The organism is Mesorhizobium sp. P3_A10, from assembly GCF_056403175.1.
In genome coordinates this window covers 91,080-118,050 of sequence record NZ_JBFUFZ010000006.1, presented here as the reverse complement: position 1 = coordinate 118,050, position 26,971 = coordinate 91,080, and the positions used below count along the sequence as shown (strand labels likewise).

The window sequence follows — 26,971 nt, the reverse complement described above, 5'->3', positions numbered from 1 at the left end:
GGCCGTCATGAAAATCGTCACCTGGAACATCAACGGCGTCCGCGCACGCATCGGCAACCTCATCCATTGGCTGAGCGAAAGCGCACCTGACATCGTCTGTCTGCAGGAGATCAAGACGGTCGACGAGCAATTCCCGCGCGCCGAGATCGAGGCGCTGGGCTACAATGTCGAAACCCACGGCCAGAAGGGTTTCAACGGCGTCGCCTTGCTGTCGAAGCTTCCCTTCGACGAGGTTATCCGAGGCCTGCCGGGCGACGATACGGACGAGCAGGCGCGTTTCATCGAGGGCGTGTTCTCGACCGACCAGGGTGCATTGCGCGTCGCCTCGCTCTATTTGCCCAACGGCAACCCGATCGATGACGAGAAGAAGTTTCCCTACAAGCTGGCCTGGATGGAGCGGCTGCATCGCTGGGCCGAGCAACGCCTGCTTTTGGAAGAGGCGCTGGTGCTGGCCGGCGACTACAATGTCATCCCCGAGCCGATCGACGCAAAATTCCCGGAGAACTGGCTGGGTGATGCCCTGTTCCAGCCGCAGACACGGCAAGCCTTCCGCCGGCTGAAGAATCTCGGCTTCACCGAAGCGGTGCGCTCCGTCACCGACGCCGCCGGTGTCTATACCTTCTGGGATTATCAGGCCGGCGCCTGGCAGAAGGACAACGGCATCCGCATTGATCATCTGCTGTTGTCGCCGGAAGCCGCCAACCGCTTCTCCTCGGCGTCGATCGAAAAGCATGTGCGCGCCTGGGAAAAACCCTCCGACCACGTACCGGTGGCAATCGACCTGGCCCTGCAGCCGGCCTGAGGCCAGGCCAGCACGATTAGAGCTGTTCCATCCCGGTGGAATCGGGATGGGGCTGATCATGCTCTGAAGCGGACCTCTTATCGCCACAAACCGCGCGTTTGATGAGAGATCATCATGGCGGCTGGGTTTCCATGACTATCCGTATTGCTCTCTGCCCGATCGGCTGCGCGCTGGCGATGGCCGCCGTGACGCCGGCTTTTGCCGCTCAGGAATGCCTCGCCAACGGCAAATCCTTCCAGGTCGGCCAGGTCGCCTGCCTGACGCTTGCCGGCCAGAGCCACCTCGCCCGCTGCGACATGGTGCTCAACAATACATCGTGGACAAAGATCCAGGACGGTTGTCCGGAAAACACCCTGGCGCCGCATTTGCAAAGCACGCCGATCTCGACACCGGCGCCAACCCTGCCCTTGGCCGAACCAAGCGAGCCGACCGCCAACTGATGGCTGATCTCCCCCCTTGTGGGGGAGATGTCCGGCAGGACAGAGGGGGGCGCGAAGGATCGCTACCTTTTGGTCAACCTTTGGAGCGCCGAGGCTTGCGTCATTAGCAATGTGCAATCAACTGACAGGTCCGGAGGGACAGCGCCCCCCTCTGCCCTGCCGGGCATCTCCCCCACGAGGGGGGAGATCGGCAGCCCGACTACTGGTCGCCGCCGCCCTTGGTGAGGATGTCGTCGGCCAGCGAAATCGCGGTGCGGCGGTCGGCTTCGCCGGCAGCGGCAAACGCCTCTTCCTGCATGCCGCGGATCCATGGCTGATCGGCCGGTGAGGCGCGTTCGAGGGCCGCGGTCATCATCGCCAGTCCGCGAACGATCTTGCCGCTCTGGAACAGCAAATTTCCGAGCGTCGCCTGCGCGCCGGCATGGCCCTTTTCGGCGGCAAGCTGGAACCAGCGCCCGGCCTGCTTGACGCTGGCCTTGACCCCGCCCTCGCCCTTCAGGAACATCTGGCCCATTTCGAACTGGGCATTGGGATTGCGGTAGTTGGCGGCGGCGCGCATGTAATATTCCTGCGCCGCCACTTCGTTTTCCTCGACCGGGCTGCCGGGAATGCCTGTCCTCAGATAGTCGCCCAGCGCCACCAGCGCGTCGGAGACATAGCTTTCCTCCGGCGAGCCGGGTTCGACGTCCTGATCGACGATTTCGGAGAAGAACTTGAAGGCCTCGTAATCGTCGCGCGCCACGCCGTCGCCCTCGGCATACATGCGCGCAAGCTTCCAGGTGGCGCCGATCTGACCGTTCTCGGCGGCATATTTGTAGGCCTCGGCCGCCTGTTCCTTGTGGCCGCTCTTGTAGGCGGAGAAGCCGAACTGGAACACCGCCCAGGGGCTGGACTGCGGCTTCACGCCGGTCTTGTCGTCGAACACCTTGTCGTCGAAGGCCATGGCCTGGCCCACGGCGCCCAAGGTCGCAACCGCGACCAGTGCCGAAAAGACAGACGACCTCAACACCTCAGATATCCGCATAACAATGTGTTTCTTTCGCACCGCCCGGATGGGTGACCGCGCCATCGCGGGCAGGCCCTACCGTCTGCGCATATTTCCATATCGCGCCCGACTGATAGTCGGTCGTGCGCGCCTTCCATCCCTTTGCCCTCGCCGCCAGTTCAGTGTCGGACAACGCCACCTCGATCGTGCCATTCACCGCATCGATCGAGATCACGTCGCCGTCTCTCAACAGCCCGATCGGGCCGCCAACAGCGGCCTCCGGCCCGACATGGCCGATGCAGAAGCCGCGCGTCGCGCCGGAAAAGCGACCGTCGGTGATGAGGGCCACCTTGCCGCCCATGCCCTGGCCGTAGAGAGCCGCCGTCGTCGACAGCATTTCCCGCATGCCCGGGCCGCCACGCGGACCTTCGTAGCGGATGACGAGAACCTCGCCTTCTCTGTAGTTGCGGTGCGTAACCGCTTCAAAACATTCCTCTTCCGAATCGAAGCAGCGCGCGGGACCTGAGAATTTCAGCTCCGACATGCCGGCGACCTTCACGATCGCGCCTTCGGGGGCAAGGTTTCCCTTCAAGCCCACAACACCGCCGGTTTGGGTGATTGGTCGGTTGGCGGGACGGACCACATCTTGATGCTCATTCCAGGCAACGTGTTCCATATTTTCGGCCAAAGTGCGGCCGGTTACCGTCAGGCAGTCACCGTGTAGATAGCCGTGGTCGAGCAAGGTTTTCATCAGCAGCGGAATGCCGCCGGCCTCGAACATATCCTTCGCGACATATTTGCCGCCCGGCTTCAAATCGGCGATGTAAGGCGTCTTCTCAAAAATCTGGGCGACGTCGAACAGGTCGAACTTTATCCCGGCCTCATGCGCGATGGCCGGCAGGTGCAGCGCCGCGTTGGTCGAGCCGCCGGTCGCCGAAACCACGGTCGCGGCATTCTCCAGCGCCTTCAGCGTGACGATGTCGCGCGGCCGGATGTTCTTGGCGATCAATTCCATGATTTTTTCGCCGGAGGCGAAATTGAAACGATCGCGCATCTCGTAAGGCGCCGGGGCGCCGCAGGAATAGGGCAGCGCCAAGCCGATCGCCTCGGCGACGGTGGCCATGGTGTTGGCCGTGAACTGGGCACCGCAGGAGCCGGCCGACGGACAGGCAGCCTGTTCGATTTCAAGCAGTTCGGCATCGCTGACCGTGCCGACCGAGTGCTGGCCGACCGCCTCGAACACGTCCTGCACGGTGATCTGCCGGCCGCGATAGCTGCCGGGCAGGATCGAGCCGCCATAGATGAAGATCGACGGCACGTTGAGCCGCACCATGGCCATCATCATGCCTGGCAGCGACTTGTCGCAGCCGGCAAGGCCGACCAGTGCGTCGTAGCAATGGCCGCGCATGGTGAGTTCGACTGAATCGGCGATGACCTCGCGCGACACCAGTGACGACTTCATGCCCTGGTGGCCCATGGCGATGCCGTCGGTGACGGTGATGGTGCAGAATTCGCGCGGCGTGCCGCTGGCGGCGGCAACGCCCTTCTTGACCACTTGCGCCTGGCGCATCAGCGAAATGTTGCAAGGTGCCGCCTCGTTCCAGCAGCTGGCGACGCCGACCAGAGGCTGCGCGATCTCGGCCGCCGACAGTCCCATCGCATAGAGATAGGAACGGTGCGGCGCACGCGCCGGACCAACGGTCACATGGCGGCTGGGCAGCTTGGCCTTGGAAATGACTCTGGCGTCCATACTCTTCCTTGCCGCGGGCGGTGCGGCCTGTCCCATCGCCGAGCCTTCTGGCGCGTGTCCCGAGACAAATTCGAGGTGCGCCGGGTTTATGGCGGGAAATGGGCAATTCCCCAGAGTCACTTTGCGGCGCGAGGGTTGTTCAGAAACTGTTGCCAAAACGTCACAATAGCGTGGGGCGAAGGTTGTGCTATGGATTTGCAGCGCGAATGCGCGGCGGCTGTGTACGACACTGCCTCTGCAAACGAAAAAGGCCGGGCAATGCCCGGCCTTTTGATCGTATTTTCAGTAGCTTAGAACTTGATCTTGACGCCGCCCGATATCGCCGTGACCAGATCGTTGCCGAAATCGTAGTTGACATCGGTGCCGGCCACATAGCCGTTCTCATCGGTCAACGTGCCGGAATGGCCGCTGGTCAGGACGCCGATCGCGCCAGCCAGGCGAATTTCCACATTCGGGGTCGGCGTGTAGGCAACGCCGCCACCCAGCGTCCAGGTATCGCTCTGCGAGCCATAACCGTGCGAGGTGCCGCGATCCCAGGAAATCTGGGCAGCACCACTCCACTGGTCGTTGAACTTGTGGCCAATGCCGGTGGTGACCGTCCAACCATCACGATACATCAAGTCGAGCGAAGTCGCCCTAACCGGAGTGCCGGAAAGCAGCCCGGGCGAAACTGACGTGCACGGGGCAAGACCTTTGGACGCCAGAGTGCAGATCGGAATACTCTGCAAAACGCTCCAGTTCACCCATTTTATCGAGCCAAAAGCAAGCCAATCGGGCGCAATACCCGACTGCAGCTTCAATTCGACGGAATCGGGCATCGAGGCTTCGCCGTAGACCGGAATGCTACCCATACCAATACTTGACAGGTCGAGGCTGCCCGAAATGTTGTCGAGCTTGACTTGCGAATTGTAGACAAGGCTTGCGCGCAAGGCGATCTCGGGAATTTCGTACGCGAGGCCGGCGCGCCAGCCCCAGCCATTGCCATTCAGATCGACACGGCCGATCGCGGTTCCAAAGAGCGGATCTACATAGCTTTCCTTGAAGCCATAGACTTCCTGGTAGAATACGCCGCCAATAAAACGAACCTGCCCCTTGCCTGCATCCATCTTGTAGGAGCAGGTCGCCGCGTAGTTGTTGCTCTTGATGTCTGTTTCGATATTGGAATACGAGCCGTTCCAAATACCAGGCGCGGTGTGCGCACCCCAGGGCTGCGAATAGTCGACCATGCAGTCGACGCCCTGAACGACCTGCGCCTTGAAGCCGATGCGCGGCACCCAGTAGCTCTCGCTGTCGTGGGCCGTACTCATACCCGTCAGGGTTCCGCTGGGGTCCACCGCGTTCTTGAGTTTGCGCTGCGGCATCACATAGGTCGCTTCGGCGTCTGCGGCGAACGGAGCCGAATCGAACAGCAGGTCGATGTCGTAGCCACCCCGCTCGATGCCGCCGGCATGCGCCGCGTTCATCGCCGTCCCGATCAAAGCCAACGAAAAGCACCCCGCGCCCAGCAGTGCCTTCAGTCGCAAATTGCGCATGGATTGTTTCCCCCGAAATGCCGATTCACCAAGCTAGAACCAATTCGACGAAATGGCGCAACAACGAATTTTCGGGGGCGTACATGTACACGTTGGCCGTGCATTTTTCGACAGGGCAACGGCCGACGCCCTCGGGTCAAAAAACGCCCGCCTGAGCGCAGTCCATCGGCAAAAATCGACAAAGATCGTCTGAAAAGGCTCAAAAATGATGCTTTTGCAGGACGATCGGCGTCATTGTTACATTATGGCAACAATGGGCGAAAACTTCCGTTTACGTCAAGATCAGCGCAACGGAAATGCCTGCTTTCAAGACCGCCGTAAAGCCCAAGCAAACAAAAAGGCCGGGCATTGCCCGGCCTTTTGTCTTTCAATTCGAATTGGTTACCACTTCACCTTCACCGACGCCGAGAGAGCGGTGATCAGGTCGTTGCCGAACGTGTATGAAACGTCGGTTCCGTGTGGAATGCCATTTGCGTCAAGCACCACGCCCGACGAACCGCTGGTCAGGACGCCAACCGCGCCACCGAAACGGATCTCGACGTTTTTGCTAGGCGTGTAAGCTGCACCGGCCGACACCGTCCATGTGTCGCTCTGCGTTCCCAGTCCCGTGCTCGTCCCGCGATCCCAAGTAAGGGTCGCCGCGCCGCTCCATTGGTCATTGAACTTGTGGCCAACACCGCCGGATACAGTCCAGCCGTCACGATATAGCAAATCGAGGGATGTTACGAAACCGACGCCGCCGCCAAGGTTTCCGTAGGTACAGGGGCCTGGGGCTCCGACCTGGCAGAAATTGACGATTTGCAGCGTGCTCCAATCGACCCATTTTATCGAACCGAAAGCAAGCCAACCGGGTGCGATGCCGGACTGCATCTTGAACTCAACGGACGCCGGCATCGACGCGGTGCCGACGACAGGAATTATGGCTCCATTGACCTGTGTGAGATTCACGTTACCGGTCACGTCGCCGAGATTGACAGCGCTGTTGTAAACCAAGCTGGCGCGAAGCGCGATTTCCGGAATTTCATAGGCGGCGCCAATACGCCAGCCGACTCCATCGCCCTTCAGGTCGATACGACCGACACCGGTGCCAAGCGCAAATGGCGGGAACTGGACCATGCGTTCCTTGAACCCGTCGACTTCCTGGTAAAAAACACCGCCGAGAAAGCGAAACTGCCCTTTGCCAACATCCATCTTGTAGGAGCAGGTGGCGGCGTAGTTATCGCTGTTGATCTTGGTTTCTATGTTGCTGTTGGCGCCCGCCCAGTTAGCTCCGGGGTTGGTGTGTGCACCCCAAGGTTGTGAGTAGTCCGCCATGCAATCGATCTGCTGGCCAATGGCCGCCTTGACGCCGATCCGCGGAACGAAATAGCTTTCCGTATCGTGAGCCGAATTTGGAAGGCTGTTACCGTTACCGCCTCCCGGACTGCCATTAGCAGGTGACGTGTCGACTGCGTTCTTCAATTTCCGCTCCGGCATCACATAGGTGCCTGAAAACTCCCCGGCGACCGGCGCCGGATCGAAGAGAAGATCGATGTTGTAGCCGCCACGCTCCAGACCGCCGGCATGCGCAGTCCCGATCAAAGCCAGCGAAAAGCACCCCGCCCCCAGCAGCGCTTTCAGTCGCAAATTGTTCATGATTGTCCTCCCCGAAATACAAGTGGACCAAGCTAGAACCAATTCGGGTTAACGGTGCAATAACGAATTCAATGGGCGTACACGTACGCCTTTGCTGAACGCATTCTCGACAAAGTGCTGGCTCGCGCGGCAGTACGCGAAAATGGCCATCAGGCTGAAAATCAGCAGAAAAAATCAGGAAATCGCGCAGGAGAGGGCCAAAAAACAGCGTTTTTGGAGGTATTCGGCCCCATTGTTACATTATGGCAACAATGGGGCCGAAACTTTCCGTTTACGTCAATATTAACGCTACGGAATGCCTGTTTTTGAGGCAAAATCACGCCGTCGTCGGCAGGTTCAGCCTTACGAATCCGACTGCTCAACCGGCCTCACGCACCCGGGTCAGCGCCACCGAAAGCTTCTCCTGAGCGTCGCTGTATTCGGCGAGTTTCTCGCGCTCGGCATCCACGATCTCGGCCGGCGCGCTGGCGACGAACTTCTCGTTGGACAGCTTCTTGTGCAGGCGCGCGATTTCCTCGGTCACCTTGGCCAGTTCCTTCTGCAGCCGCGCCGCCTCAGCCGCGACATCGATTAGACTGCCGAGCGGCAGGCAAATGGTCGCTTCGTTGAGCACGATCTGGGCGGAGCCCTTGGGTGCCGCGTCGACCAGCGAAATGTCGCCGACCCGCGCCAGCCGCTTGATCGCCGATGCCTGGCGTTCGAGCCGCTCGTGCGTCACCTTGTTGGCGCCGATCACCATCAGCGGCGCGATCGCCGCCGGCGGCACATTCATTTCCGAGCGCACCGAGCGAATGCCGGAGACGAGGTCGACCAGCCAGTTGATGTCGGCGGCCGCTTCTGCGTCCTCGAAATCAGGCGATGGCCACCTGGCGTGGCACAGCAGCGACGAACGCTCCTTGCCTTCGCCCGCGGTCTGCGCCCACAGTTCTTCGGTCATGAACGGCATCATCGGATGCAAGAGCTTGTAGATCTCGTCGAGCACAAAGGCGACGCAGGCGCGGCTCTCGGCCTTGGCGGCCTCGTCCGTGCCCATGAACACCGGCTTCAACAGTTCCAGGTACCAGTCGCAGAACAGGTTCCAGACGAAGCGGTAGGCAGCACCCGCCGCCTCGTTGAAGCGGTAGGAGGTGATGCCGTCAGTGATCTCGCGCGCCGCCCGAGTCAGCTCGGTCAGGATCCAGCGGTTGACCGCCAGCTTGGCATCGTTCAGCCAGAAATCGTCGTTGCGTGCGACTTCGTTCATCTCGGCAAAGCGCGTCGCGTTCCACAGCTTGGTGCCAAAGTTGCGATAGCCGGCGATGCGCGCCGGATCGAGCTTCACGTCACGCCCTTGCGCCGCCATCACCGTCAAGGTGAAGCGCAGCGCGTCGGCGCCGTATTCGTCGATGAGATCGAGCGGATCGATGACGTTGCCTTTCGACTTCGACATCTTCTGCCCGTTCTTGTCGCGCACCAGCGCGTGGACATAGACGGTGTGGAACGGCTCCTCGTCCATGAAATGCAGGCCCATCATCATCATGCGGGCGACCCAGAAGAAGATGATGTCGAAGCCGGTCACCAGCACATCGGTCTGATAATAGGTCTTCAGCTCCGGCGTCTGGTCCGGCCAGCCCAGCGTCGAAAACGGCCACAGCGCCGACGAAAACCAGGTGTCGAGCACATCCTCATCGCGGGTAAGGATCTCGCCCGGCTTGAAGTTCTCAAGCTTGTCCTCGACCCAGGCCTTCCACGGCCCTTCCAGGGCGAGATAATATTCGACGGCGGCACCAAGCGCCTCTTCCTCGGTCTTCTCGACAAAGACCCGCCCGTCGGGCCCGTACCAGGCCGGGATCTGGTGACCCCACCACAGCTGGCGCGAGATGCACCAGGGCTGGATGTTCTCCATCCAGTCGAAATAGGTCTTTTCCCAGTTCTTCGGCACGAAGTTGGTACGCCCCTCGCGCACCGAGGCGATCGCCGGCTTGGCCAGTTCCGCCGCGTTCGCATACCACTGCTCGGTGAGGAACGGCTCGATCGGCACGCCGCCGCGATCGCCATGCGGCACGGCATGGCGATGCGGCTCGACCTTTTCCAGGAAGCCGCCGGCTTCCATCAGCTCGACGACCTTCTTGCGCGCGACGAAACGGTCGAGCCCGTTGAGCTCATCCCAGACCGCCTGACGCTCCGGCGTCACCTCGAGGCCGGCGAGAAAGTCTTCATTGTCCTTGAGGCTCACCGCCGCCTCGATGGTCAGGATGTTGATCGCCGGCAGTTTGTGGCGCTTGCCGACCTCGAAATCATTGAAGTCGTGCGCCGGCGTGATCTTGACCGCGCCAGAACCTTTTTCCGGATCGGAATACTCGTCCGCCACGACAGGGATTTTTCTGCCGACGATCGGCAGCACGATGTTCTTGCCGACCAGATGCCGGAACCGCTCGTCGTCCGGATGCACGGCGACCGCCGTGTCGCCCAGCATCGTCTCGGGCCGCGTCGTCGCCACCGTGATGAACGTCTTCGGGTTTTCCGGGTCGAAGGTCTCGCCCTCAATCGGATAGCGGAAGTGCCAGAGATTGCCGTTGACCTCCTGCTGCTCGACCTCGAGGTCGGAGATCGCCGTCAGCAGCTTCGGGTCCCAGTTCACAAGGCGCTTGTCCTTGTAGATCAGCCCTTCCTTGTAGAGCGTCACGAACACTTCGAGCACCGCCTTGGACAGGCCCTCGTCCATGGTGAAGCGTTCTCTGCTCCAGTCGGCCGAGGCGCCGAGCCGCTTCAGCTGGTTGAAGATGGCGCCGCCGGATTCGGCCTTCCACTCCCACACCTTGTCGATGAACTCTTCGCGCGTCAGGTCGCGGCGATGGATCTGCTTTTCCATCAACTGGCGTTCGACCACCATCTGCGTGGCGATGCCGGCATGGTCCATGCCCGGCTGCCACAGCACGTTCTTGCCGCGCATGCGCTCGAAGCGCACCAATATGTCCTGCAGCGTGTTGTTGAGCGCGTGCCCCATATGCAGCGAGCCGGTGACGTTCGGCGGCGGGATGACGATGGTGAAGGCCTCCGCCCCCTCCTCGGCGCCGGCACCGGCACGAAAGGCATCGGCCTCTTCCCAGATTTTAGCGATCTTGGGCTCGACGGTTTTGGCGTCGTAGGTTTTTTCGAGCATGGGAAATGGTCCGCACTGTCGGGATTTGTTGGGTTCGGTGTAAATCGGAAGGTTTTGGCCAAGTCAACCACAAGGGCCGTCCTGGTTCATCACAGGCAAATAGGCATGGCCCTGGTCATTTCAACGGAAGGCCGTGTCCACACTCGGCGCAAAACTTCGCCCTCGGCGTCCGATACGGCTTTCGGCAGGCGGGGCAGTCAGCACCGTAGGCTGAGCGGCGGACATAGAACACGTCATACACGGTCCACAGTTTGAAGCCAGTGAGGTTGAAATACCGGTCCGCCGAGGGATCGGGCAGTGCCTTTCGCGCCTCCTCGAGGGATGCCCCGGTCTTGGCGCGATAGGCCATCACTGTGTCTATCGTGTCCTGCGCATCACGTACGACGTCCGCATGCTCCTCATCGGTGAGCATGGGGACCTCTGCTTTCAGCCTGTAACTGTAGGTCCGCTCGCGATCCATCGATCGACGATAGCAGTACCCTATTGGTTAGGAAAAGGCGCAGCGCCCGCACCTTCACCACCAGCGATGTCGACGGCTTGCGTCACATCGGCGGAGAGCGGCTGAATCCCAACGCAAAAAAGCGCCGCCCGCAGGCCGCGCTCTTCATCCCCCATTGATCCGCGAAATTATTGCGCGCCGCGCGCGACGCGCTCGATTTCCTCGCGCACCAGCCGTTCGACCAGTGTCGGCAGATTGTTGTCCAGCCAGTCCTGCAGCATCGGCCGCAGCATTTCTTCGGCCATCTCGTCGAAGGTTTTCTTGCTGCGGCTGGCAAACGCATCGGAAAGCTCGCCAAAGGCTGCGGCAACCTGCCGGCCAGCGCGTTCCGAAAGGATTGCCGCACGGGCGGACGGTGCATCGCCGGCGGCCTGGGGCGCCAACTCGCCGCGCGGAGGCGTCGGCTCGCTGCGTGTAGGCGTCGGCTCGGCGCGCGACTGCGTCGGCTCGAAGGCGGGCTCGGCTGTCAGGTCTTCCGCAAAAAACTCGACCTCCGGTTCGACATCGGGCATCGGCGGCGTCTCGACCTTGTCCAGCCTGGCCACCGCAGCGGGTCTTTGCTCGCCCACGGCGGCGATCTCGCGCCGCCAATCGGTGACGATGCTGTCGCTCGTCTCCGCAACCCTTGCTGTCACGGGCGCCTCTGCGCCTGCCGGGGCGGACTCGGCGGCGATCCTGGCGCTCACCTCGGCCAGGGTCGTGGGGGCAACGGTGGCAGCAGCAGGAGTGTTGGGGGCAAGCATCACCGGCGCCTTCACCGGGGCGAGGTCGAAGCGCATCGGTGTTTCCATGCGCGCGATCACCGGCTCGCCTACCGCCAGTTGCGCCTGCACCTCCGCCAGCGTGACCGGTTTCCTGGTGCCGGTTTCGGTATGCAGCTCGCTGCGGAATGCATCCACATCCGATGCCGGCCCGGCCGGCGGCGCCGGCTCGAGATCCTGGCGCAATTCGTCCGCTTCACCCGGCTGCTTGCGGCCAGTGTCGCTGTCTTCGATGATCCGCCTGATGGAAGCCAGTATCTCTTCCATGGAAGGTTCGCGCTGCGCGCTGCTTGCCGTCGCCATCGTCACATCCGCCGCCTTTGTGACCCGTTGCAGATTTCCTGTCGGCAAAAGCCGGACACGAATCATGGCGACAGCGTAACCGACGGATCGTCATCGGAGAATCCCCAATCTGGGGAGATGTGGGATTTCAACAGATTAGAGCGCCGGCGTCTTCACGACACGCAGCGCTCTAACACTTTGAATCTGAGCAGGATTTGAACAGGCTTGGGGTCAGCGGCCGTCCGGCGTGCGCAGGCCGGTCCACTTGTCCTTGACCGCCTTGTAGTGCTCTTCAGGCTTGTATTTTGTCACCTGCAAAGCGAGACGATCGATCGACAGACGGCCCATGGCCGAAAGGATGGCATAGCTCGCCACCACCACATCGCGCTCGGAGGTGGCAAGGTTGATCTTGGCGCTGATGACATCGTTCTGGGCGTTCAACACGTCGAGCGTGGTGCGCTGGCCGACATTGCGCTCTTCGATGACGCCGTTCAACGCCAGCTGCGCGGCAGCGATGACCTGCCGGTTGGCCGCGACGCTCTCTTGCGCGGCGGTATATTGCGTCCATGCCGAGGTCACGGCCTGACGCACCTGGTCGCGGCTGACATCAACTTCGATCCGGGCCTGGCCAAGCGATTCCTTCGATTGGCGAACCAAGGCCTCGGTACGGCCACCCGAATAGATCGGTATGGTCAGCGTCGCGCCGATATTGGCCGAATTGGTTGTACCATCCGACGTCACAACGCCGGGTAAGGAGTTACGATAGGCGCTCGAAACGCCGGCCGAGGCGGAAAGCTGCGGCAGCAGCGCTCCTTCCTGCGATTTCACCGAAAACGCCGCCGCATCGACCAGATGCTGGGTGGAGAGGATTGCGGGGTGCTCGGCCGCCGCAATAGCGATCGCCGCGTCCAGGCTCCTCGGCAACAGCTTCGCCAGGGGTGAAGCCCCCTTGAGCTTACCCGGCTCGTCGCCGACGATCTGGTGGTAGGTCGCCGCACTTGCCAGTGCTTGCGCACGGGCCGCGCTCAACTGCGCCACCGCGGCCGAGCGCGAGGCGTCGGCCTGGGCGACGTCGGTGCGCGTCCCTTCGCCGACCTCGAAACGCGAGCGCGCCGCGCGCGCCTGCTCAGTCAGGAACTGCAGGTTCTGTTCGGTCAGCACGGCCACCTGCCGGTCGCGAATCACGTCCATGTAGGCGCTCGCCGCATTGAACAGGATGTTCTCTTCGGTGTTGCGCAGGCTCTCGACCGAGGCGCTGACCCGTGCTTCGGCGGCGGCAACATTGTTCTTGGTCTGAAACCCGTCGAACAGCGTCTGATTGATTTGCACGCCGAAATTGCCCGTTGTCAGCCGCACGCTCGTGTTCGTGCCATTGAGGTGGCTGCTCGAGTAGTCGATTGACGCCGACCCATTGATTGTCGGGCGCCAGCCCGACTTGGCGATGGCCACGCCTTCATCGGTGACGCGCACGCCGGCGCGGGCGGAGTTCAGCTGTGAATTGTACTGGTAGGCCTTTGAAAGCGCGCCGGTGATGGTTTCCGCGGAAACAGCCAATGGCGAAAGCACAGTCGCGGAAAGGAGAACGGCGGTAAAAAGGCTCTTACGAAAGGACGGCACGTTATTTCCCTCATTCGTTTTGCATGGGAACTGCGCCACGCCAGCCTCTCTTACGATCAGCCGGCGCCGCGCTTTTATCATCTATCGTTCCCCCGCCGATAGCCCCCGGAATACCCGGTGATGCAAATCAGCAACGATTGTTCAAATGCAAGCGAACATGACAGCGTTTTTGCTGCAAGGCAAAATCACTCAGAATTCGAACGCGCGAACACGTTCAAATCCAGGTAGTGGCTTAATTGCCGCATTAAATGCCCGTCTTCCGGTTACAACCCCCCCGTTTTTGAAAAACAGCCGGGCCACGCCCGCATTGCCCTGCCCCTCGACGGCGACCAAACGGCCGCCTTCCGCGAGTTGGTCGAGCAGCGCCGCCGGCACGTCCTCGACGCTGCCGCCAACGAGAATCACATTGTAGGGCGCCTTGGCGGCGTGACCTTGCGGCAGCGGCCCGGTGACCACGGTTGCGTTGTCGCAGCCCTGCTCCGAGAGCGCCGCTCTGGCGGCTTCCGCCAGCGCCGGGTCGCTCTCCAGCCCGACCACGGACCTTGCCAGCCGCGACAGCAAAGCGGTGGAATAGCCGGTGCCGCAGCCGACATCGAGCGCCGAATCACTGGCGTCGATTTCGGCTAGCTGCAGCAGCTTGGCGAGCGGCGAAGCCTCCATCAGGTAGCGCGCGCCGCCACCATCGGCACCGTCGGAAATGCGGATGTCCTCGTCGATATAGGCGAGATCGCGTTGGCCGGCGCCGACAAAAGCCTCGCGCGGCACCGAAAGCATGGCGTCCAGCAGCGGCGCGTTGGTCACGTCGGTGGTGCGCACCTGGCCGTCGACCATCTTCACGCGGCGTTCGGAGAAATCAGTGTTCATGTCCCAACCAATCCGCCCAAAAACCAATGCGCTTGCCGCGCCAAGACCGCGGTTCATTTCGACCGGAACTTCAAGCTCCCGGCGCTGACGCGCGGGAGCTCGGGCATTTGGAGGCCTCGCCCGGAATCGAACCGGGGTGCAAGGATTTGCAGTCCTCTGCGTAACCACTCCGCCACGAGGCCTCGTTGCTCCCGGCGTTCCACCCGGTTCCAATAGGTTGCGGCGAAAATGCCGTCAAGCGGCCACGGCGCATTCCGTGTCTCGAATTGTCGCCGCGCCGGCCGCGACCGCCACATTAGGCAATTGTTAAACATGCAAAGCATGGTCTGCGGTTGCCGGAAACTCGAAACAGCAATCTTGCGTTAGGTAAAGCAATCTTGCGTTAGGTAAACAGAAGGGAGCCGCCCATGCGTCGGGCCGAGGCAGACCGGGAAACGACCGCATCGCGCAGATTGTCGCTGCTGAGATGCGAGGACCTTGCGCGCCACGCCATCGACCGCCTCAGCATCGAAGGCGCGAGCCGCCTTTCGCCGCACGATCGCGCTCGCCTGGCTTCGGTCGCGGCTGTTCTCAAGGACATTTGCGAAGGCCTGGAAAAGCGCTCGGGCCACTAGACTCTCAGTTGGGCCGCCGCCGCCGCTCCCACCACACGACGAATCGGCGCCGCTGGCGGCGCACCAGGGCGAACTCGTAGGAAAGCACCAGCAGGCCGAGCGGGATCATCCAGAAACCCAGGATCGGCAGGAAGCCGAGAATGCCGAAGAAGACCAAAACGACGCCGATCGCGATCCTGAGGCCGCGCGAACGCGGCATGGTGAACTCACGGCCGAACACCGTGATTTTCCGCGCCGGTGCCTCGTTGTCGCCTGCTGCAGTCATGTCGAAAGTTGATCCGTTTCCCAAGGAATAAAGGCGTCTGCGGGCAAAGGCGGCAATCGCCTTTTCGGTTCCGCGCCCCTGCCAAGACGGCTAATATGAGGGCACCAGTCGACGATTGCGAGAAACCGCCCCGCGAAAAAGCCGCGAAAAAATGCGAAATGCTGCTTTGCAAAGCCGAAAAGGGCAGCTATAGGCTGCGCCACTCACATGAGAGCTCTGTTCCCCGGTAGCTCAGTGGTAGAGCAACCGGCTGTTAACCGGTTGGTCGCTGGTTCGAATCCGGCCCGGGGAGCCAACAATTCCATAGACTTAGCCGACGCCAGAATCAGCCAAAAATTGGCATAGGTACGCCCTGCGCGTTTGCTTGCGGGGAATCTCCGTCGCTAAGATCGACCCGTTAGAGCCGAGCCCCCAGGGGGGATGCACCGTCGCTGGACAAAGAAGGCCCGGAAGCCGAAGCCGCCGTCAATAGCCGGTTGGAATCCACGGGTTGATGTCAAACCCTAAGCGCGGATAATGATCCAGGAAGTTTGCGGCCCGATTTGACGGTCGCGCAACTACGGTGCCTGTCGATTTGCAATCCAGTTTCGGGGCCTGCTTGCTGCCAGCCTTCATATGAGCTGTAGAACACGATGTTGCAGCCTGAGCGGTGGCCACCTTTTTCTTCTCTTTCGCAACAGCTGCTCCGGTGGCGGCCAATACCATCGCTACGCCAAAGACAACGAGTTTCATTGAAACGCCCTCATCCCTGCACAATCCGATATGATTGCGCCCAGTTAACGTTACGTCAACCACATTTTGTCGGCAACGACGGCGAATAGTGCCAGTAAAAAGGAGCCCGCCTCCAAAGGCAGCGGGCCGAGATTTGTAACCGTTACAAATTTCAGAGCTCTTGCCCGCCCATGATGGTGCTGATCCCGTCATGGTCGCCGTGATCTAACTCCCGCTCGTCGTCGCCTTCGCGCATGTCGCCGCTGTCTTCCTCGCCGTCTTCGAACCATACCGCGATGGCAGATTGATTGTTGAGTTGGCCAATCTGACATGCGCGACATTGCGCCCCCGGAACAAAAGTGGTGGGCGCCCATTCCACTTTTGAAGGGACCGCAAACCGAAAGGATGCGGCGACATGGCCGAAATTTTCAGCTTTGAAATTGCAAAGGCTCGTTGTTGAGGTACCGTCACCATGCTGTTTGAACCGCTCGATGGGCAAGGCCAAAAGCGAAGCGCAATGTACCATGCCGCCCGGCTGGAGATGTTGCACAAGCGGGTTGTGAAGCGCATGGAGCAAACCGACCATGCTGCTGAAACGGTCAAGGACGCGGCGGAAATACTCGCCGATGCTGTTCGGCCCGCCGGAAGCACACAAACGCTCGGCATGTGATTCCGTCCCCGCGACAGCGCGGCATGCGCTCATGGCAACCACCCGGCGACGACGTGTGACAGGCTGTAGCCAACTGTGACGGAACCTAAACAGCCGGGAGATGTTTCACCTGCCTGTAGCTCAAACCAGCGCAGCGAGGTTGTCCCGTGATCCAGAACCCGAACTTTGATGCGATTGCAGATGCAGAGGAGCGCATACACTGCGCCGAACTCGCACTTCAGCGCACAGAAGAGATGCTGGCCGAAAACATCGCGCTCCGCCGCAAGATGCGATGTCTGGTCGATGCCGCAAACCGGGAGATCTATCCCCCCAGCAATGAAGGACGTCGCGCGGGCTGAACCAGGCTGGCGTCTCATGGGCTGTGACCGTTTGGCTGAGGCGTCGTCACAGTGCTCCGACCACGACGGCGAGGATGACTGCGAAGGCGACGAACTGTCGTAGTCCGGTCAATTTCAGCCGAATCGATTGGCCATATGGCCTTGTTTCGACGAGCGTCGCGCAGTTGCTTCGGCTCGGCCGGTAGCGGATCTCTGGAGGCTTCCAGGACGTCGAAAGCCCAAGACAGGTCGAGCGTGTAACCGCTCTCACCCCACAATCTACAACAATGCCTTTCGACCAAGATGAGGTCAAAGAGTTGATTGCTGAGGGTAAGGCAGAAATCGCGAAGCCCAAGCCCAATCGCACCCGTCTCAGGTCGATCATAAGCGGCATAGGTACGGCCATTTCCTACGCGCCCAAGATCAAGGCAGCCTACGACGCATTGAAATGGGCGGGATCATTTATTCATGTCAACTTGCCTTAAAGGAGAGAAGAACCCGCCGCCGTGAGGCAGCGGGCTTTAAGCGTGGTAGAAGGTTGGTCCGGGGCGCGCGCAGTCTCGAACGGAGGCCGTTATGAAAATCTCGATGTCTCTTGTAGCGATGATAGTAGTCTCTGTGCTCTGCCTTCCGGCCAACGCCGCTAAAACCAACACCGGCCACATAGGGTTGACACCAGAGCAATTTGCCAATCTCACCCCAGATCAACAGGCCGCAATTAGAATCTGCAGAACTAGAATCAGAGCTGCAGGAAAAGGGCCTAACCCCGCTTTTATGCAAAGATGCCGGAAGAATCCTGGGAACCTTAAAGCCAACAACGGCGGTCGAGGTTTCGCGAGCCCGAAGCATAAGGCGAAGATGCAAGCAAAACTGCGTTACCATCGGCTACATGGGGCACAAGAGGTTCAATAAAAGGGTTAGGATTTCTTATCGCCGTTTTGATTTGGGTACTGGCGCCTCTCGCACATCTCGCGGTGGCGGATCAACATGGGGCGGCGGCGCTCCGAGGTGAGGCTGCGGAAGGGGGATGAGCAGGTCAAGCGCGGGAGTGGCCAGCCGGTCGAGCGTGCAGCCCGTTTTTGTAAATCCGCTCTAGCACGTCACGAGCAGACTCGGCGCGCTCCCGTGTGCAGCCCATAAGTATTTTCCCGCCCAAGCTTGCGGGCTCGCCAGTGACGTCATCCCAAACCATCCAACCGCCAGTCGGTTCAAGAATGCAACTAAATCTACCTGGGCTTTCTTCCATCGCCCCATTCCCAACATGGGCGGAGCGTTTCATTATTTTAGCAGCCACGCAAGTAATGGCCAGCGAGAGATCACTACCTCATTTGATCAAGGTTAATTTGCGAAACAAAGGAAAACCTAGCGGTTCCCTCGGTTTCGATGTGATCGTCTCGACCCGCACCTTGTCGCCGATCTCCTTGGCCATGTCGAAAGCCGTCTGTTTGTCCTTTGTTGTAGTCACCGCGCGCCAATTTGGCTTCTCGCGAGAGTTTTTTGAGGCATGGCGATCTTGCGCAACTCGCCGAAGACAGTCCAGCATCGTTGAGCACGATGATTTCGCCATCGATGATGGCGCTTTCCACCTCGAACTGGCCGGCCGCGCTGGCGAGGTCGCGATATTTCGAGGTCCAGTCGAGGCCGCGGCGCGTGTAGATGCGCACACCGCCCGCGTCCCTGACGATTTGAGAGCGATAGCCGTCGAACTTGACTTCGTGAATCCATCCCTCGCCCTTGGGAGGCTTCTCCACCAAGGTAGGCATTAGCGGCGGGACAAACTTCAAACGCATGCATTGGCTCGCAAACCCGCGAGTCAATTAGCATGCGCTTAATTAGTTCCGGAACATTTTAACGAATCGTTGACCGCGCTGTCCCAGAATAGGACGGCGCGGTCAAACCCCAACCCGACCTGCGCAGGCGGCTCCGGCAAATTAGGCCCACCCACACTTGTCGGAGCCGCTCCCACACTCGTTCATAATACCAGCAATGGTTGAACCAACTGTTACCGCACGTGCTTTCCAGTACGCTTTCCCAGTGGTTAAACTTTGATGGACTGCGCCGTTGATCACGAGCCCAACTCGGGAAGCGCATTACCACTGTGTTGGAGCCTGCCAGTGCCCCGCGCCCTGTTTGCAAGGCACGAGCCGACCGAAGAGGGACTCTCAGTCTGCGGCAGATGCCAGTGAGACCCAGCCGCCTTTGGCTCAACAAGGCTTTGCCAGCGACGTTCCAAAGCAAAAAAAGCCCGCCGGCCGAAGCCAGCGGGAAGGGTCTGGAGTAGCCAGATTGGGGTCTGGCAGATTGAAAACGCTCAGACCCGGCGATTGTTTCGGGGTTTGCCAAAGTGCGGATCGGCACAGGGCCATTGCCGGAACCGAACGGGGCCGAAACAGCCCTTTGCATTACGCTCTAAGACCTGAGGCTACCGCTTAGGTAGGAGCCTATCTGCCCGGCCCGTCGTGTAAACTCGCACTGGTGAGGTCGCTCCGAGGAGGTTTCCGATGCGTCCAATACTCATCGTGATTGCCCTGGTGGCCTGCTTTTTCCTCTGGGACATGCTAGCCAACAAAGGCTTGTATACCGCGCAGGTGGAACGCAGCTTCCGAGAGGCGATGGCCGATCTGCCGACCGGTTACAAGCGTTGAATTCTGCACACAGCCTTACCAGCGCGCGTTTCTGTCGGCCGCAGTCCTACACCGGCGAAGCGCCTGGAGGCGCAAGGCAGGACTCATCTCCCGCCGAGACGATCTCGACCCTCGTGGCACCAACGTGGGTCACCAGCGACCCATCGTCGATACAGCCGCAAATGGGTATCGTAGATTGTAGACTGAGCGACCGATAACTCAATTGCTGATCCTGCTTACGCTCTATTTGGTACTCACCACTGCTGGTCAACTTTGTTAGGCTCACGCCGTGGTTGCGGAATCCGGCAACGCGGTGTGCACGCGCTTTGTGCCTCCGATCGAAGCAAGGATCGCGCGTGACCACTGAGTCGTGGGGGGTCCAGTCATGGATCGTGTCCAGAGGCACAAGGCGGATTGCCACAGCCCTGCATTCCCCGGTGGTCACCGACGCTTGTCAACCATGGCAGCCTTGTTTCATGACCACAGCAAGAGGTCACGCGGCGCCACGATAAGCCTCATTCCGTTCTGCCTCATCCTGTTATTTGGTGTTCCAGCAAGAGGTCAATCGGAGACTGACGACAAGCTCGTCCCTCAAGACACTGTCGAGGTGAGTGTCTCGGGGTGGGATGCCTTGCGCGGCGGCGTAACCGAGGGTGCGGAGCTCAACGGTGCTTTTACGATCGATACAGCCGGGACGCTGGATCTTCCGGCCATTGGGCAAATTCCGGCCGCAGGTCTGCGTGAGAGTGAATTGGCAACGCTGATTACCGATCGCCTACAGGCCAGAAGTGGGTTCGACGTGCGTCCAGTTACGACCGTCCAGCGCAGGCAATCGGCAGCGTCTTCGGCCCCAGCCAAAGTCGAGGGGCGCCCGCTGGCGGCGCTACCAGAAATCAACGGTTCTCGCGCAGCGCGCGAAGAACTCGATACGATGCGACGCGGCACCGCCGACGCAGGCGTGAGGGCGCGTGCTGTTGTAGACGCAACGGCTCTTCAGGGACGAGCCCTTGAAGAGCAGAAGCAAAGAGCCGAACTGCTCGCGCGGGATCTGGCGATGGCGCAGCGCGAAGTCGAAAGCTTGCAGGCCAAAGCCGTTCTCGCCGTCCGCGAAAAGGTCGCCGCCCTCGGAGCCCACCAGGCTGTGGAGGCTTCGCTGTCTGGAGCGAGGCGCGCGCTTGACGAGGAGCGGCAGAAGGTTGAGCGCTTCGAACGCGATCTTGCCGCGGCGCACCAGTCTCTCGATGCTCTGGAGGTAAGCGGAAAACTGGCTGCCGCTGCACAACTCGACGGCATTCAGCGCCGCCAGGCTGCCGAGGCCGCCGCAAAGCGGGCCGGCGAAGCGCTCGTATTGGAACGCGGGAGAGCAGATGCTCTCGCGCTCGATCTCACTGCTGCCAGCCAGGATCGCGACGCGGCAAAGGAAGAAGTCGCCCGTCTCTCCGCTGCTTTGGAGCAACAGCGCGAAACAGCCGTTGGCCTGGCCCGCGACCTCATTGCGGCGCGCAACGAGATCGACATCCTGAAAGCTCGCGATGCGCCCCGCGCTCAAACCATCGAGCTCAATCCCGCTCCCAAAGCACGCGCGATGGATCGCGCAGGTACCAGTACACTGGCAAGGAAGGAGACTCGATCAACCCATGAACCTGAGGGGCGAGAAATCCGCAAAGTGGCGGTCCGCAAGTCATCGCAACCTGTTCCGCTGACGACGATTACGCTTCCCGCCACGTTGCTCCCGACGCGGGCGCCATTGCGCGCAGCACAAGGACTATGGTGATGCGCAAGTATCTGGCTTGCGCATTGACGATCGCAGTTGCGATCGGGCCCGCTTCTGCTCTTGACGTGGGTCTTGGCGGCAACGTCGGTGGCGTCGGGGTCAGCGCCGGTCTGGGCGTTGGCTCGAACGGCGCCTCCGTCGGCGTTGGCGCGAGCGTCGGCGGAATCGGTGGAGCAAACGTTGGAGGGTCGGTGGGCACGGGATCGCTCGGCGCCAACGTTGGAGCCAGCGCCAACCTCGGCGGCGTAAGCGGCGGTGTTTCGACAGGCCTCGCAGCACCGAGCGGTACGACAAGTGGGGGCACTGCGTTGGGAGGTACCACAACAGGGCCAGCCAGTGTCGGTGCCGGCAAGAAGACGGCCGCCCTGGTCGCGACCAAGGGCACGCAACACACAATCGCCCTGCCACGCATCCTCTGGCCTTCCAAAAATGGTCGCGACATGTTCGGCCGGGCCACCAAAGGTTATCCCATGCTACGGCTTCAGGTGCCGTTGACGGCGATACCTGGCACCCCGCCTGCCGTGGTTCGCGTCTGCCGCCAGGCGATCATATCGGCTGCGACGCCACTTGGTGCCTTGCGTGTGCACGTAGTCAGCGCAGGTCCCCTGCGCCGACATCGTCGCGGCGCCCTCACCGCACCGATTGAGGTGCGCATAGACTATGCGAGGCAAGGCGGCATCGAGGTTCGCCAGGCGCGGGTCGGATGTCGCCTCGATGCGGCCGGCAAGGTCGTCGCGGTGAAATAGGTTCATGAATCTGGCGTGTGCATCCTCGGCACGCGTGATCTCGTCCAGGCGCGCCATCCCTGGAGGCGCCGGTGGCAAAGGTCGTTGTTCTTAAGAACTCGGTCGTCGAATTGGCCTTGGTCGCCGTCTTCTTCACACAGTTGGCAACACTCACCAGAATTCCAGTCGACTGTTGCGAGCAGCCGGGATTGAGGGGCTTCACCCCACGCGCGAGCATCTGGCCTGTCGCCTGATCACTGTTTTCAGCGGCGGCATCGACAGTCCAGACGACATCAGGAACGACATCAGGATGGCTCTGGACGGTATTGCAAACGACTGGCGCGGCACCTCCGCAGCGAGCCGTCAGCCGTCGGGGAATGGCCGGTGCGGCTTGCAGCCTTCGGGGGACGAACATCGCACCGGCCACTGCGGTGGGCTTATGGGTTCCTCCCGCACCGCCAATTTTACCGGCATATTAGCAACCACGCAATTAAGCCTATCGGTGGTTCCCAGGCGTAGGGGGCGCCGTCCCCGTCCCGTCCCATCGGATGAAAGCTGCGTCCTTGCCGGTGATGTCCTTCATCGATTGGTGTGACTGTGCTCGCCGAAATGTTCGTGGCAAGCTCGCCGGGCGAGAACCCCAACCGCCTCTACTCCCGACGAGCCTGGCCGGGATTAACCGGCAAGCACGTCCACGCAAGACGGATGCCAGTCATTGTTTCCCGAAATGGGACTCCTTCGGCTGATTTGAGCGGCGGCCGATGCGGGTTCCGGTGGCCAAAGCGGCGGGCGGCAAGGCCAGCGACGGTCAAAAACGTCGGCCTGCGCATCTTGCAGGAAATGCTGGTGACCTATCTGTTTGGCTGCCTTTGGTTTGCGTTGTCAGTCTTTTCGTTCAATCGAAGCGTGACGCCATTCGCGGCGATGTGAGCACTAAATGCAGAAACCTTTCGTCATCCGCACAGCCATCCTGCTGTGGGCATGCCTGTCTTGCCTGCTGGCGCTGCAGTGTCTTGTGGACCTTGGCATGCTGGGCTTTCCCGATGGCTACATAACGCCATACGCGAAGGCAACCAGCGAGCTGCTGCGCATTCTCGCCTGGGCATGCGTGGCGCAAAGTCTCTATTTCCTTTGCCGGGGCCTGTTCGGCAAGCGCTTCGCGCCCGTCCCTCTCTTGCTGCAAGTCGTGATCGCCGCTGCGTTGACTGCGATGCCAATCCTTATCGTGAAAAACTGCCCCCGCTCTCAAACATGCAGCAGCCTCTATCAGGCGCTCACCAATACGATGATGGATGATGGCGCGGGCGGATGACGCCTTGGCGCAGCTTGCGCGCACATCCTGGCTACGCGATGGTGAAGCAGAATCTGGGAGGAACGATGCGAAAGATCATGGCATTGACGCTGCTGTTCGCAGCCACGCTATCTGCAAACCCGGCCTGGGCGCTCGATGCCAGCGGCACGCCTGTGGTGGTGACCCCGCTTGCGTCACGCACGGAGACGGCCTCCGGCCAGCCGATCACCTTGCCGCAGAAAAACGTCCAGGTCCTGGTTTCCACGTTTGAGATCGCGCCCGGTGCGACCTTGCCGGTCCACAAACACCCGTTTGCCCGCTATGCTTATGTCCTGGCCGGCACGCTGAAAGTTACGGGCATCGAAAGCGGCAAGAGCAACATTTATCAGACCGGCGATTTCATCGTCGAAATGATCGGACAGTGGCATCAGGCCACCAATATCGGCGCCGGCCCGGTCAAACTGCTGGTGATTGATCAGGTTGAAGCAGGCGCCAAGAACACGGTGCTGCGCCAGTAGTTTTCGGTAGCGCCCTGCAGGCGGGAAATCGTGGAAGGGGAATTGCGTGCCTAGGCAAAGTGGCTGCAAGACGCTTCAACGCTTGTCCGCCATTGTCCTTCTGGCCGGCATCATCGCGCTGATGGGAGGAGCGGGTACGGCGGTTGCATCATCGAAAAGGCCGTCGAAATACGACCACATCGTTGTCGTGATCATGGAGAACCATTCATTTGATCAAATTTTCCAGACAAAGGAAGCCGCCTATTTGAAGAAGCTGGCAAAGGGAGGCGCCCTGTTTGACAACTCCTATGGGGTTACCCATCCCAGCCAGCCCAATTATTTCGCGCTCTTTAGCGGCTCGACACAAGGCGTCCACGACGATGGCTTGCATAGCTTCGCAGCGCCGAACCTGGCCGCCCGTCTTCATGCCCACGGGAAGACATTTGCCGGCTATGTCGAAGCCGGATCCCCGCGAAAACACAATCCTTGGGAATCGTTTGTGGACGCAAAGGGTTTTGGCAAACCTTTGGCCGCTTTTCCCCGCGACTACGCGAAACTGCCGTCGGTCAGTTTCGTCATCCCCAATCTCACAAATGATATGCATGACGGCACGATAAGCCAGGCGGATGTCTGGCTGCGAAGCCACCTTGGTGGCTACGCCAATTGGTCAAGGGTAAACAACAGCCTGTTGATCGTGACGTTCGATGAGGATGATTACAGCACCAGAAATCGCATATTCACTGTACTATACGGGTCTGGAATTGAGCCGGGGCGCTACTCCGAGAAGATCGACCACTATACGGTATTGCGAACCATCGAATACATTGAAGCCATAGCTCCGCTCGGCACCAGCGCCGCCAGAAAGGTGATCGGCAGTGGTTGGAGGCGGCGCTAGGTCGGGTGTCAAGCGGGCGTTTGCGCAGCAATTTGGCGGTCCGCAAATCGCGAAACGAGCGCGTGGTAGTCGACCGCTGCCAATTGCCTGACGCCATCCAGCACCATGCTGCCGGCGACATAGACAATGACCGCCAGGCCGAGCCAGCCGATCCAGCGGTATCTGGCAAGCAGCGCCGCCACCAGCGTCGAGGCAACCGCCATCAGGACCACCGACAGGATGAGGCCGAAGATCAGCGCATCCATGTCGTCGCTGGCCGCACCCGCCACGGCCAGCACATTGTCCAGCGACATTGAAACGTCGGCGACGATGATCTGGATGATTGCCGTGCGCAACGCCTTGGCCGCCCGCCCCACCGCTGCGGCGGGATCGGCGTCCGTGCCGGTGCCGTCGTCGGCCTCCCCGACGGAGCGCAATTCGCCGAACATGTTCCAGCACACCCAGAACAGCAGCAGGCCGCCGACCAGCATGATCCCAGGGATTTCCAGCAGTTCCACCGCCACCACGGCAAAGACGATGCGGATCACTGCTGCCGCGGCAATGCCGGCGATGATCGCCTTCTGGCGCAGTTCCCTCGCCAGGCCGGCGGCTGCCATGCCAATCACCACGACATTGTCGCCCGACAGAACGAGATTGATGGTGATGACTTCCAGATACGCCGCGATCGTCGTCTCGTCGATCTGGAAGGGCATTCAACAAGCTCCGTGGAAGGGCATTGCGGGTGGACTGACCAGACGAGCGATTGACCCTTGAGCTTGAGCGAGTCGTTGAAAGTCCACAATGGCGAAAAGACGTCGTCGTTGCCTACCATCTGGTGCTGATGGCGCCAGTGTCAAAAACAGGGACTGTCAAAGGCAAGGCTCGTCGGGCGGGGAGATATTCAGCCCCAATATCGGCTTTCGCAGCTATCGGCCCGATGCTACCGCTTGCGCGACTGGAATCAGCAATGGATTGGCCCCTGTGACCCCCAACAACAACGCGTGCTTGCCGCTGATCGAAATCTGCGTCGAAGGCATCGATGGTCTGCTGGCCGCGCAAGCCGCCGGCGCCGACCGCGTCGAACTCTGCGCCAGCCTCGTCGAAGGCGGCATCACGCCAAGCCTCGGCACGGTGCGCGCAGCACTCGAGCGCGCGACCATTCCCTTCCATGTCATCGTGCGGCCGCGCGGCGGCGATTTTCTCTATGGCGAGGCAGAATATCGTTCGATGCTCGCCGATGTCAGCGCACTCAGAGATCTCGGCGTGGCCGGCGTCGTCGTCGGCTGCCTGAACGCCGACGGCAGCATCGACGAAGAGCGCATGAGCGAACTGGTGCGGGCGGCCGGCCCTTTGAACGTCACCTGCCACCGCGCCTTCGACATGACGCGCGACCCGGCCGAGGCGCTTGAAGCGCTGATCCGCTGCAAGGTCGGCCGCGTGCTGACCAGCGGCCAGCGCGACACCGCGCTGGAAGGGGCGGCCCTGCTGGCGGACCTGGTCCGCCAGGCAAGCAACCGCATCATCATCCTCGGCTGCGGCGCGCTTGACCCCGAAAACATCGCCGAAGTGCTGGGAAGAACCGGGCTGACGGAGATGCATTTCGCCGCGCTCACGGACGTGCCGAGCGCGATGGTCTACCGCAACCCCGATGTCGGCATGGGCGGCACCGACCTCGACCGCGAATACCGCACCACGGTCACCGACCAGGCGCTGGTGGCGGCGACGATCGCGGCAGTGAGGGCATGACAGCCGCCCCCGCTCCGATCATCAGCCGCGTCTCGGCAGAAGACGAACCTGCCATCCTCGCGCTCAACAACGAGCATGCGGCCGAACTGTCATGGCTCGAGCCCGAGCGGCTGTCCTTTCTGCTCGGTCAAGCGTTTTACGCCCGCCGCATCGGGGCGCTCGAAGCCTTCATCATGACCTTCGACCAGGATGCAAACTACGACAGCCCGAACTTCCTCTGGTTCCGCGAGCGCTACCAGCGCTTCGTCTATGTCGACCGGGTCGTCGTCGCCGGGGCGGCGCGCGGCCGCGGCCATGCCCGCCGGCTGTATGAGGATCTGTTCGACCACGTGTCGCGTGCCGGCCACATCATCGTCACGTGCGAGGTCAATGCCGAGCCGCCCAACCCAGCCTCGGATGCGTTTCACGCCGCGCTCGGCTTTGTCGAGGTCGGCGACGCGGTGATCCACGGCGGCAAGAAGGCGGTTCGCTACTATGTCAGGCAGATCCCTGCCTGAACCGGCGGCGACAGCACTGGTCACGCAAAGAAGCCATGGCTAAAATGAGCTTTTCCG

The 26,971-nt window shown here is 61.1% G+C and carries 26 protein-coding genes and 2 tRNA genes; 13 read left to right on the top strand and 15 right to left on the bottom strand.

Translation table 11 applies throughout. The features are described from left to right. Nucleotides 1-7: 7 nt before the first annotated feature. Complete coding sequence (gene xth / locus AC1DXU_RS22220; RefSeq protein ID WP_477372447.1) at nucleotides 8-802, top strand: exodeoxyribonuclease III; 795 nt, start codon at nucleotides 8-10, stop codon at nucleotides 800-802. A gap of 131 nt (nucleotides 803-933) precedes the next feature. Next, nucleotides 934-1,242: a hypothetical protein gene (locus AC1DXU_RS22215; protein WP_477372445.1), complete on the top strand. Its 309-nt coding sequence runs from the start codon at nucleotides 934-936 to the stop codon at nucleotides 1,240-1,242. 199 nt (nucleotides 1,243-1,441) lie between these two features. Here the strand turns inward: AC1DXU_RS22215 and AC1DXU_RS22210 are convergent, their stop codons facing one another. From AC1DXU_RS22210 to AC1DXU_RS22165, 10 genes are all read right to left on the bottom strand, one after another. Continuing rightward, nucleotides 1,442-2,266, bottom strand: a complete 825-nt coding sequence (locus tag AC1DXU_RS22210) for a tetratricopeptide repeat protein (RefSeq protein WP_477247588.1) — start codon at nucleotides 2,264-2,266, stop codon at nucleotides 1,442-1,444. After that, a complete protein-coding gene (gene ilvD, locus AC1DXU_RS22205) occupies nucleotides 2,253-3,977 on the bottom strand; it encodes a dihydroxy-acid dehydratase (RefSeq protein WP_477372443.1) in 1,725 nt (574 codons plus the stop codon). Before ilvD ends, AC1DXU_RS22210 begins: the two co-directional genes overlap by 14 nt. Nucleotides 3,978-4,267: 290 nt before the next feature. After that, nucleotides 4,268-5,509: an outer membrane protein transport protein gene (locus tag AC1DXU_RS22200; RefSeq protein WP_477372442.1), complete on the bottom strand. Its 1,242-nt coding sequence runs from the start codon at nucleotides 5,507-5,509 to the stop codon at nucleotides 4,268-4,270. A 381-nt stretch (nucleotides 5,510-5,890) separates the two neighbouring features. After that, nucleotides 5,891-7,144, bottom strand: coding sequence for an OmpP1/FadL family transporter (locus AC1DXU_RS22195; protein ID WP_477372440.1), 1,254 nt, complete (start codon nucleotides 7,142-7,144; stop codon nucleotides 5,891-5,893). A 358-nt stretch (nucleotides 7,145-7,502) separates the two neighbouring features. Further along, the gene (locus tag AC1DXU_RS22190) at nucleotides 7,503-10,286 is read right to left on the bottom strand and encodes a valine--tRNA ligase (protein WP_477372438.1); all 2,784 of its coding nucleotides are present in this window, start codon (nucleotides 10,284-10,286) and stop codon (nucleotides 7,503-7,505) included. Between the two features lie 115 nt (nucleotides 10,287-10,401). Next, the gene (locus AC1DXU_RS22185) at nucleotides 10,402-10,698 is read right to left on the bottom strand and encodes a hypothetical protein (RefSeq protein WP_477372436.1); all 297 of its coding nucleotides are present in this window, start codon (nucleotides 10,696-10,698) and stop codon (nucleotides 10,402-10,404) included. Nucleotides 10,699-10,913: 215 nt separating this feature from the next. Then, entirely contained in the window at nucleotides 10,914-11,849 is a 936-nt protein-coding gene (locus tag AC1DXU_RS22180; protein WP_477372434.1) for a PopZ family protein, read from the bottom strand. A gap of 210 nt (nucleotides 11,850-12,059) precedes the next feature. Next, a complete protein-coding gene (locus tag AC1DXU_RS22175; protein WP_477372432.1) occupies nucleotides 12,060-13,445 on the bottom strand; it encodes a TolC family outer membrane protein in 1,386 nt (461 codons plus the stop codon). Nucleotides 13,446-13,634: 189 nt separating this feature from the next. Continuing rightward, nucleotides 13,635-14,309, bottom strand: coding sequence for a protein-L-isoaspartate O-methyltransferase family protein (locus AC1DXU_RS22170; protein ID WP_477372430.1), 675 nt, complete (start codon nucleotides 14,307-14,309; stop codon nucleotides 13,635-13,637). Between the two features lie 108 nt (nucleotides 14,310-14,417). Continuing rightward, a tRNA-Cys gene (locus tag AC1DXU_RS22165) sits at nucleotides 14,418-14,491 on the bottom strand. Between the two features lie 225 nt (nucleotides 14,492-14,716). Here AC1DXU_RS22165 and AC1DXU_RS22160 point away from each other — a divergent pair. After that, a complete protein-coding gene (locus AC1DXU_RS22160; RefSeq protein WP_477372429.1) occupies nucleotides 14,717-14,923 on the top strand; it encodes a hypothetical protein in 207 nt (68 codons plus the stop codon). A gap of 4 nt (nucleotides 14,924-14,927) precedes the next feature. Here the strand turns inward: AC1DXU_RS22160 and AC1DXU_RS22155 are convergent, their stop codons facing one another. Next, nucleotides 14,928-15,188 (bottom strand): hypothetical protein, encoded by a 261-nt coding sequence (locus AC1DXU_RS22155; RefSeq protein ID WP_477372427.1) that lies wholly within the window; start codon nucleotides 15,186-15,188, stop codon nucleotides 14,928-14,930. A 220-nt stretch (nucleotides 15,189-15,408) separates the two neighbouring features. On the opposite strand from AC1DXU_RS22155, the gene AC1DXU_RS22150 reads away from it, so the two are divergent. Next, nucleotides 15,409-15,483 (top strand) — tRNA-Asn (locus tag AC1DXU_RS22150). 170 nt (nucleotides 15,484-15,653) lie between these two features. On the opposite strand, the gene AC1DXU_RS22145 is transcribed toward AC1DXU_RS22150, so the two are convergent. Together AC1DXU_RS22145 and AC1DXU_RS22140 are read right to left on the bottom strand one after the other, a co-directional pair. Further along, complete coding sequence (locus AC1DXU_RS22145) at nucleotides 15,654-15,920, bottom strand: hypothetical protein (protein ID WP_477372425.1); 267 nt, start codon at nucleotides 15,918-15,920, stop codon at nucleotides 15,654-15,656. 151 nt (nucleotides 15,921-16,071) lie between these two features. After that, nucleotides 16,072-16,602 carry a hypothetical protein gene (locus tag AC1DXU_RS22140; RefSeq protein ID WP_477372423.1) on the bottom strand — a complete coding sequence of 177 codons (531 nt, stop codon included), beginning with the start codon at nucleotides 16,600-16,602 and terminating at the stop codon, nucleotides 16,072-16,074. A gap of 113 nt (nucleotides 16,603-16,715) precedes the next feature. Between AC1DXU_RS22140 and AC1DXU_RS22135 the strand changes: the two genes are divergently transcribed. Further along, on the top strand, nucleotides 16,716-16,907 hold the full coding sequence (locus AC1DXU_RS22135; RefSeq protein ID WP_477372422.1) for a hypothetical protein: 192 nt from the start codon (nucleotides 16,716-16,718) through the stop codon (nucleotides 16,905-16,907). 1,298 nt (nucleotides 16,908-18,205) lie between these two features. Here the strand turns inward: AC1DXU_RS22135 and AC1DXU_RS22130 are convergent. Further along, the gene (locus AC1DXU_RS22130; protein WP_477372420.1) at nucleotides 18,206-18,676 is read right to left on the bottom strand and encodes an ATP-dependent DNA ligase; all 471 of its coding nucleotides are present in this window, start codon (nucleotides 18,674-18,676) and stop codon (nucleotides 18,206-18,208) included. A gap of 711 nt (nucleotides 18,677-19,387) precedes the next feature. Between AC1DXU_RS22130 and AC1DXU_RS22125 the strand changes: the two genes are divergently transcribed. The 6 genes from AC1DXU_RS22125 to AC1DXU_RS22100 all read left to right on the top strand — a co-directional run bounded on the left by AC1DXU_RS22125 (nucleotide 19,388) and on the right by AC1DXU_RS22100 (nucleotide 24,692). Next, entirely contained in the window at nucleotides 19,388-19,531 is a 144-nt protein-coding gene (locus AC1DXU_RS22125) for a hypothetical protein (protein ID WP_477313891.1), read from the top strand. Between the two features lie 439 nt (nucleotides 19,532-19,970). After that, nucleotides 19,971-21,284, top strand: a complete 1,314-nt coding sequence (locus AC1DXU_RS22120) for a polysaccharide biosynthesis/export family protein (RefSeq protein WP_477372418.1) — start codon at nucleotides 19,971-19,973, stop codon at nucleotides 21,282-21,284. Continuing rightward, nucleotides 21,284-22,030 carry a hypothetical protein gene (locus AC1DXU_RS22115; RefSeq protein ID WP_477372416.1) on the top strand — a complete coding sequence of 249 codons (747 nt, stop codon included), beginning with the start codon at nucleotides 21,284-21,286 and terminating at the stop codon, nucleotides 22,028-22,030. Before AC1DXU_RS22120 ends, AC1DXU_RS22115 begins: the two co-directional genes overlap by 1 nt. A gap of 916 nt (nucleotides 22,031-22,946) precedes the next feature. Then, nucleotides 22,947-23,321 (top strand): hypothetical protein, encoded by a 375-nt coding sequence (locus AC1DXU_RS22110; protein ID WP_477372414.1) that lies wholly within the window; start codon nucleotides 22,947-22,949, stop codon nucleotides 23,319-23,321. Between the two features lie 65 nt (nucleotides 23,322-23,386). Then, the gene (locus AC1DXU_RS22105) at nucleotides 23,387-23,818 is read left to right on the top strand and encodes a cupin domain-containing protein (RefSeq protein WP_477372902.1); all 432 of its coding nucleotides are present in this window, start codon (nucleotides 23,387-23,389) and stop codon (nucleotides 23,816-23,818) included. A gap of 82 nt (nucleotides 23,819-23,900) precedes the next feature. Beyond that, nucleotides 23,901-24,692 carry an alkaline phosphatase family protein gene (locus AC1DXU_RS22100; RefSeq protein ID WP_477372412.1) on the top strand — a complete coding sequence of 264 codons (792 nt, stop codon included), beginning with the start codon at nucleotides 23,901-23,903 and terminating at the stop codon, nucleotides 24,690-24,692. Nucleotides 24,693-24,700: 8 nt separating this feature from the next. Here the strand turns inward: AC1DXU_RS22100 and AC1DXU_RS22095 are convergent, their stop codons facing one another. After that, nucleotides 24,701-25,384 carry a YjbE family putative metal transport protein gene (locus AC1DXU_RS22095; protein ID WP_477372410.1) on the bottom strand — a complete coding sequence of 228 codons (684 nt, stop codon included), beginning with the start codon at nucleotides 25,382-25,384 and terminating at the stop codon, nucleotides 24,701-24,703. A 268-nt stretch (nucleotides 25,385-25,652) separates the two neighbouring features. Here AC1DXU_RS22095 and AC1DXU_RS22090 point away from each other — a divergent pair, with 268 nt between their 5' ends. Together AC1DXU_RS22090 and AC1DXU_RS22085 are read left to right on the top strand one after the other, a co-directional pair. Next, nucleotides 25,653-26,417, top strand: a complete 765-nt coding sequence (locus AC1DXU_RS22090; RefSeq protein WP_477372408.1) for a copper homeostasis protein CutC — start codon at nucleotides 25,653-25,655, stop codon at nucleotides 26,415-26,417. Beyond that, nucleotides 26,414-26,914, top strand: coding sequence for a GNAT family N-acetyltransferase (locus AC1DXU_RS22085; protein WP_477372406.1), 501 nt, complete (start codon nucleotides 26,414-26,416; stop codon nucleotides 26,912-26,914). The genes AC1DXU_RS22090 and AC1DXU_RS22085 overlap by 4 nt, the downstream gene beginning before the upstream one ends. The last annotated feature ends 57 nt before the right edge of the window (nucleotides 26,915-26,971 follow it).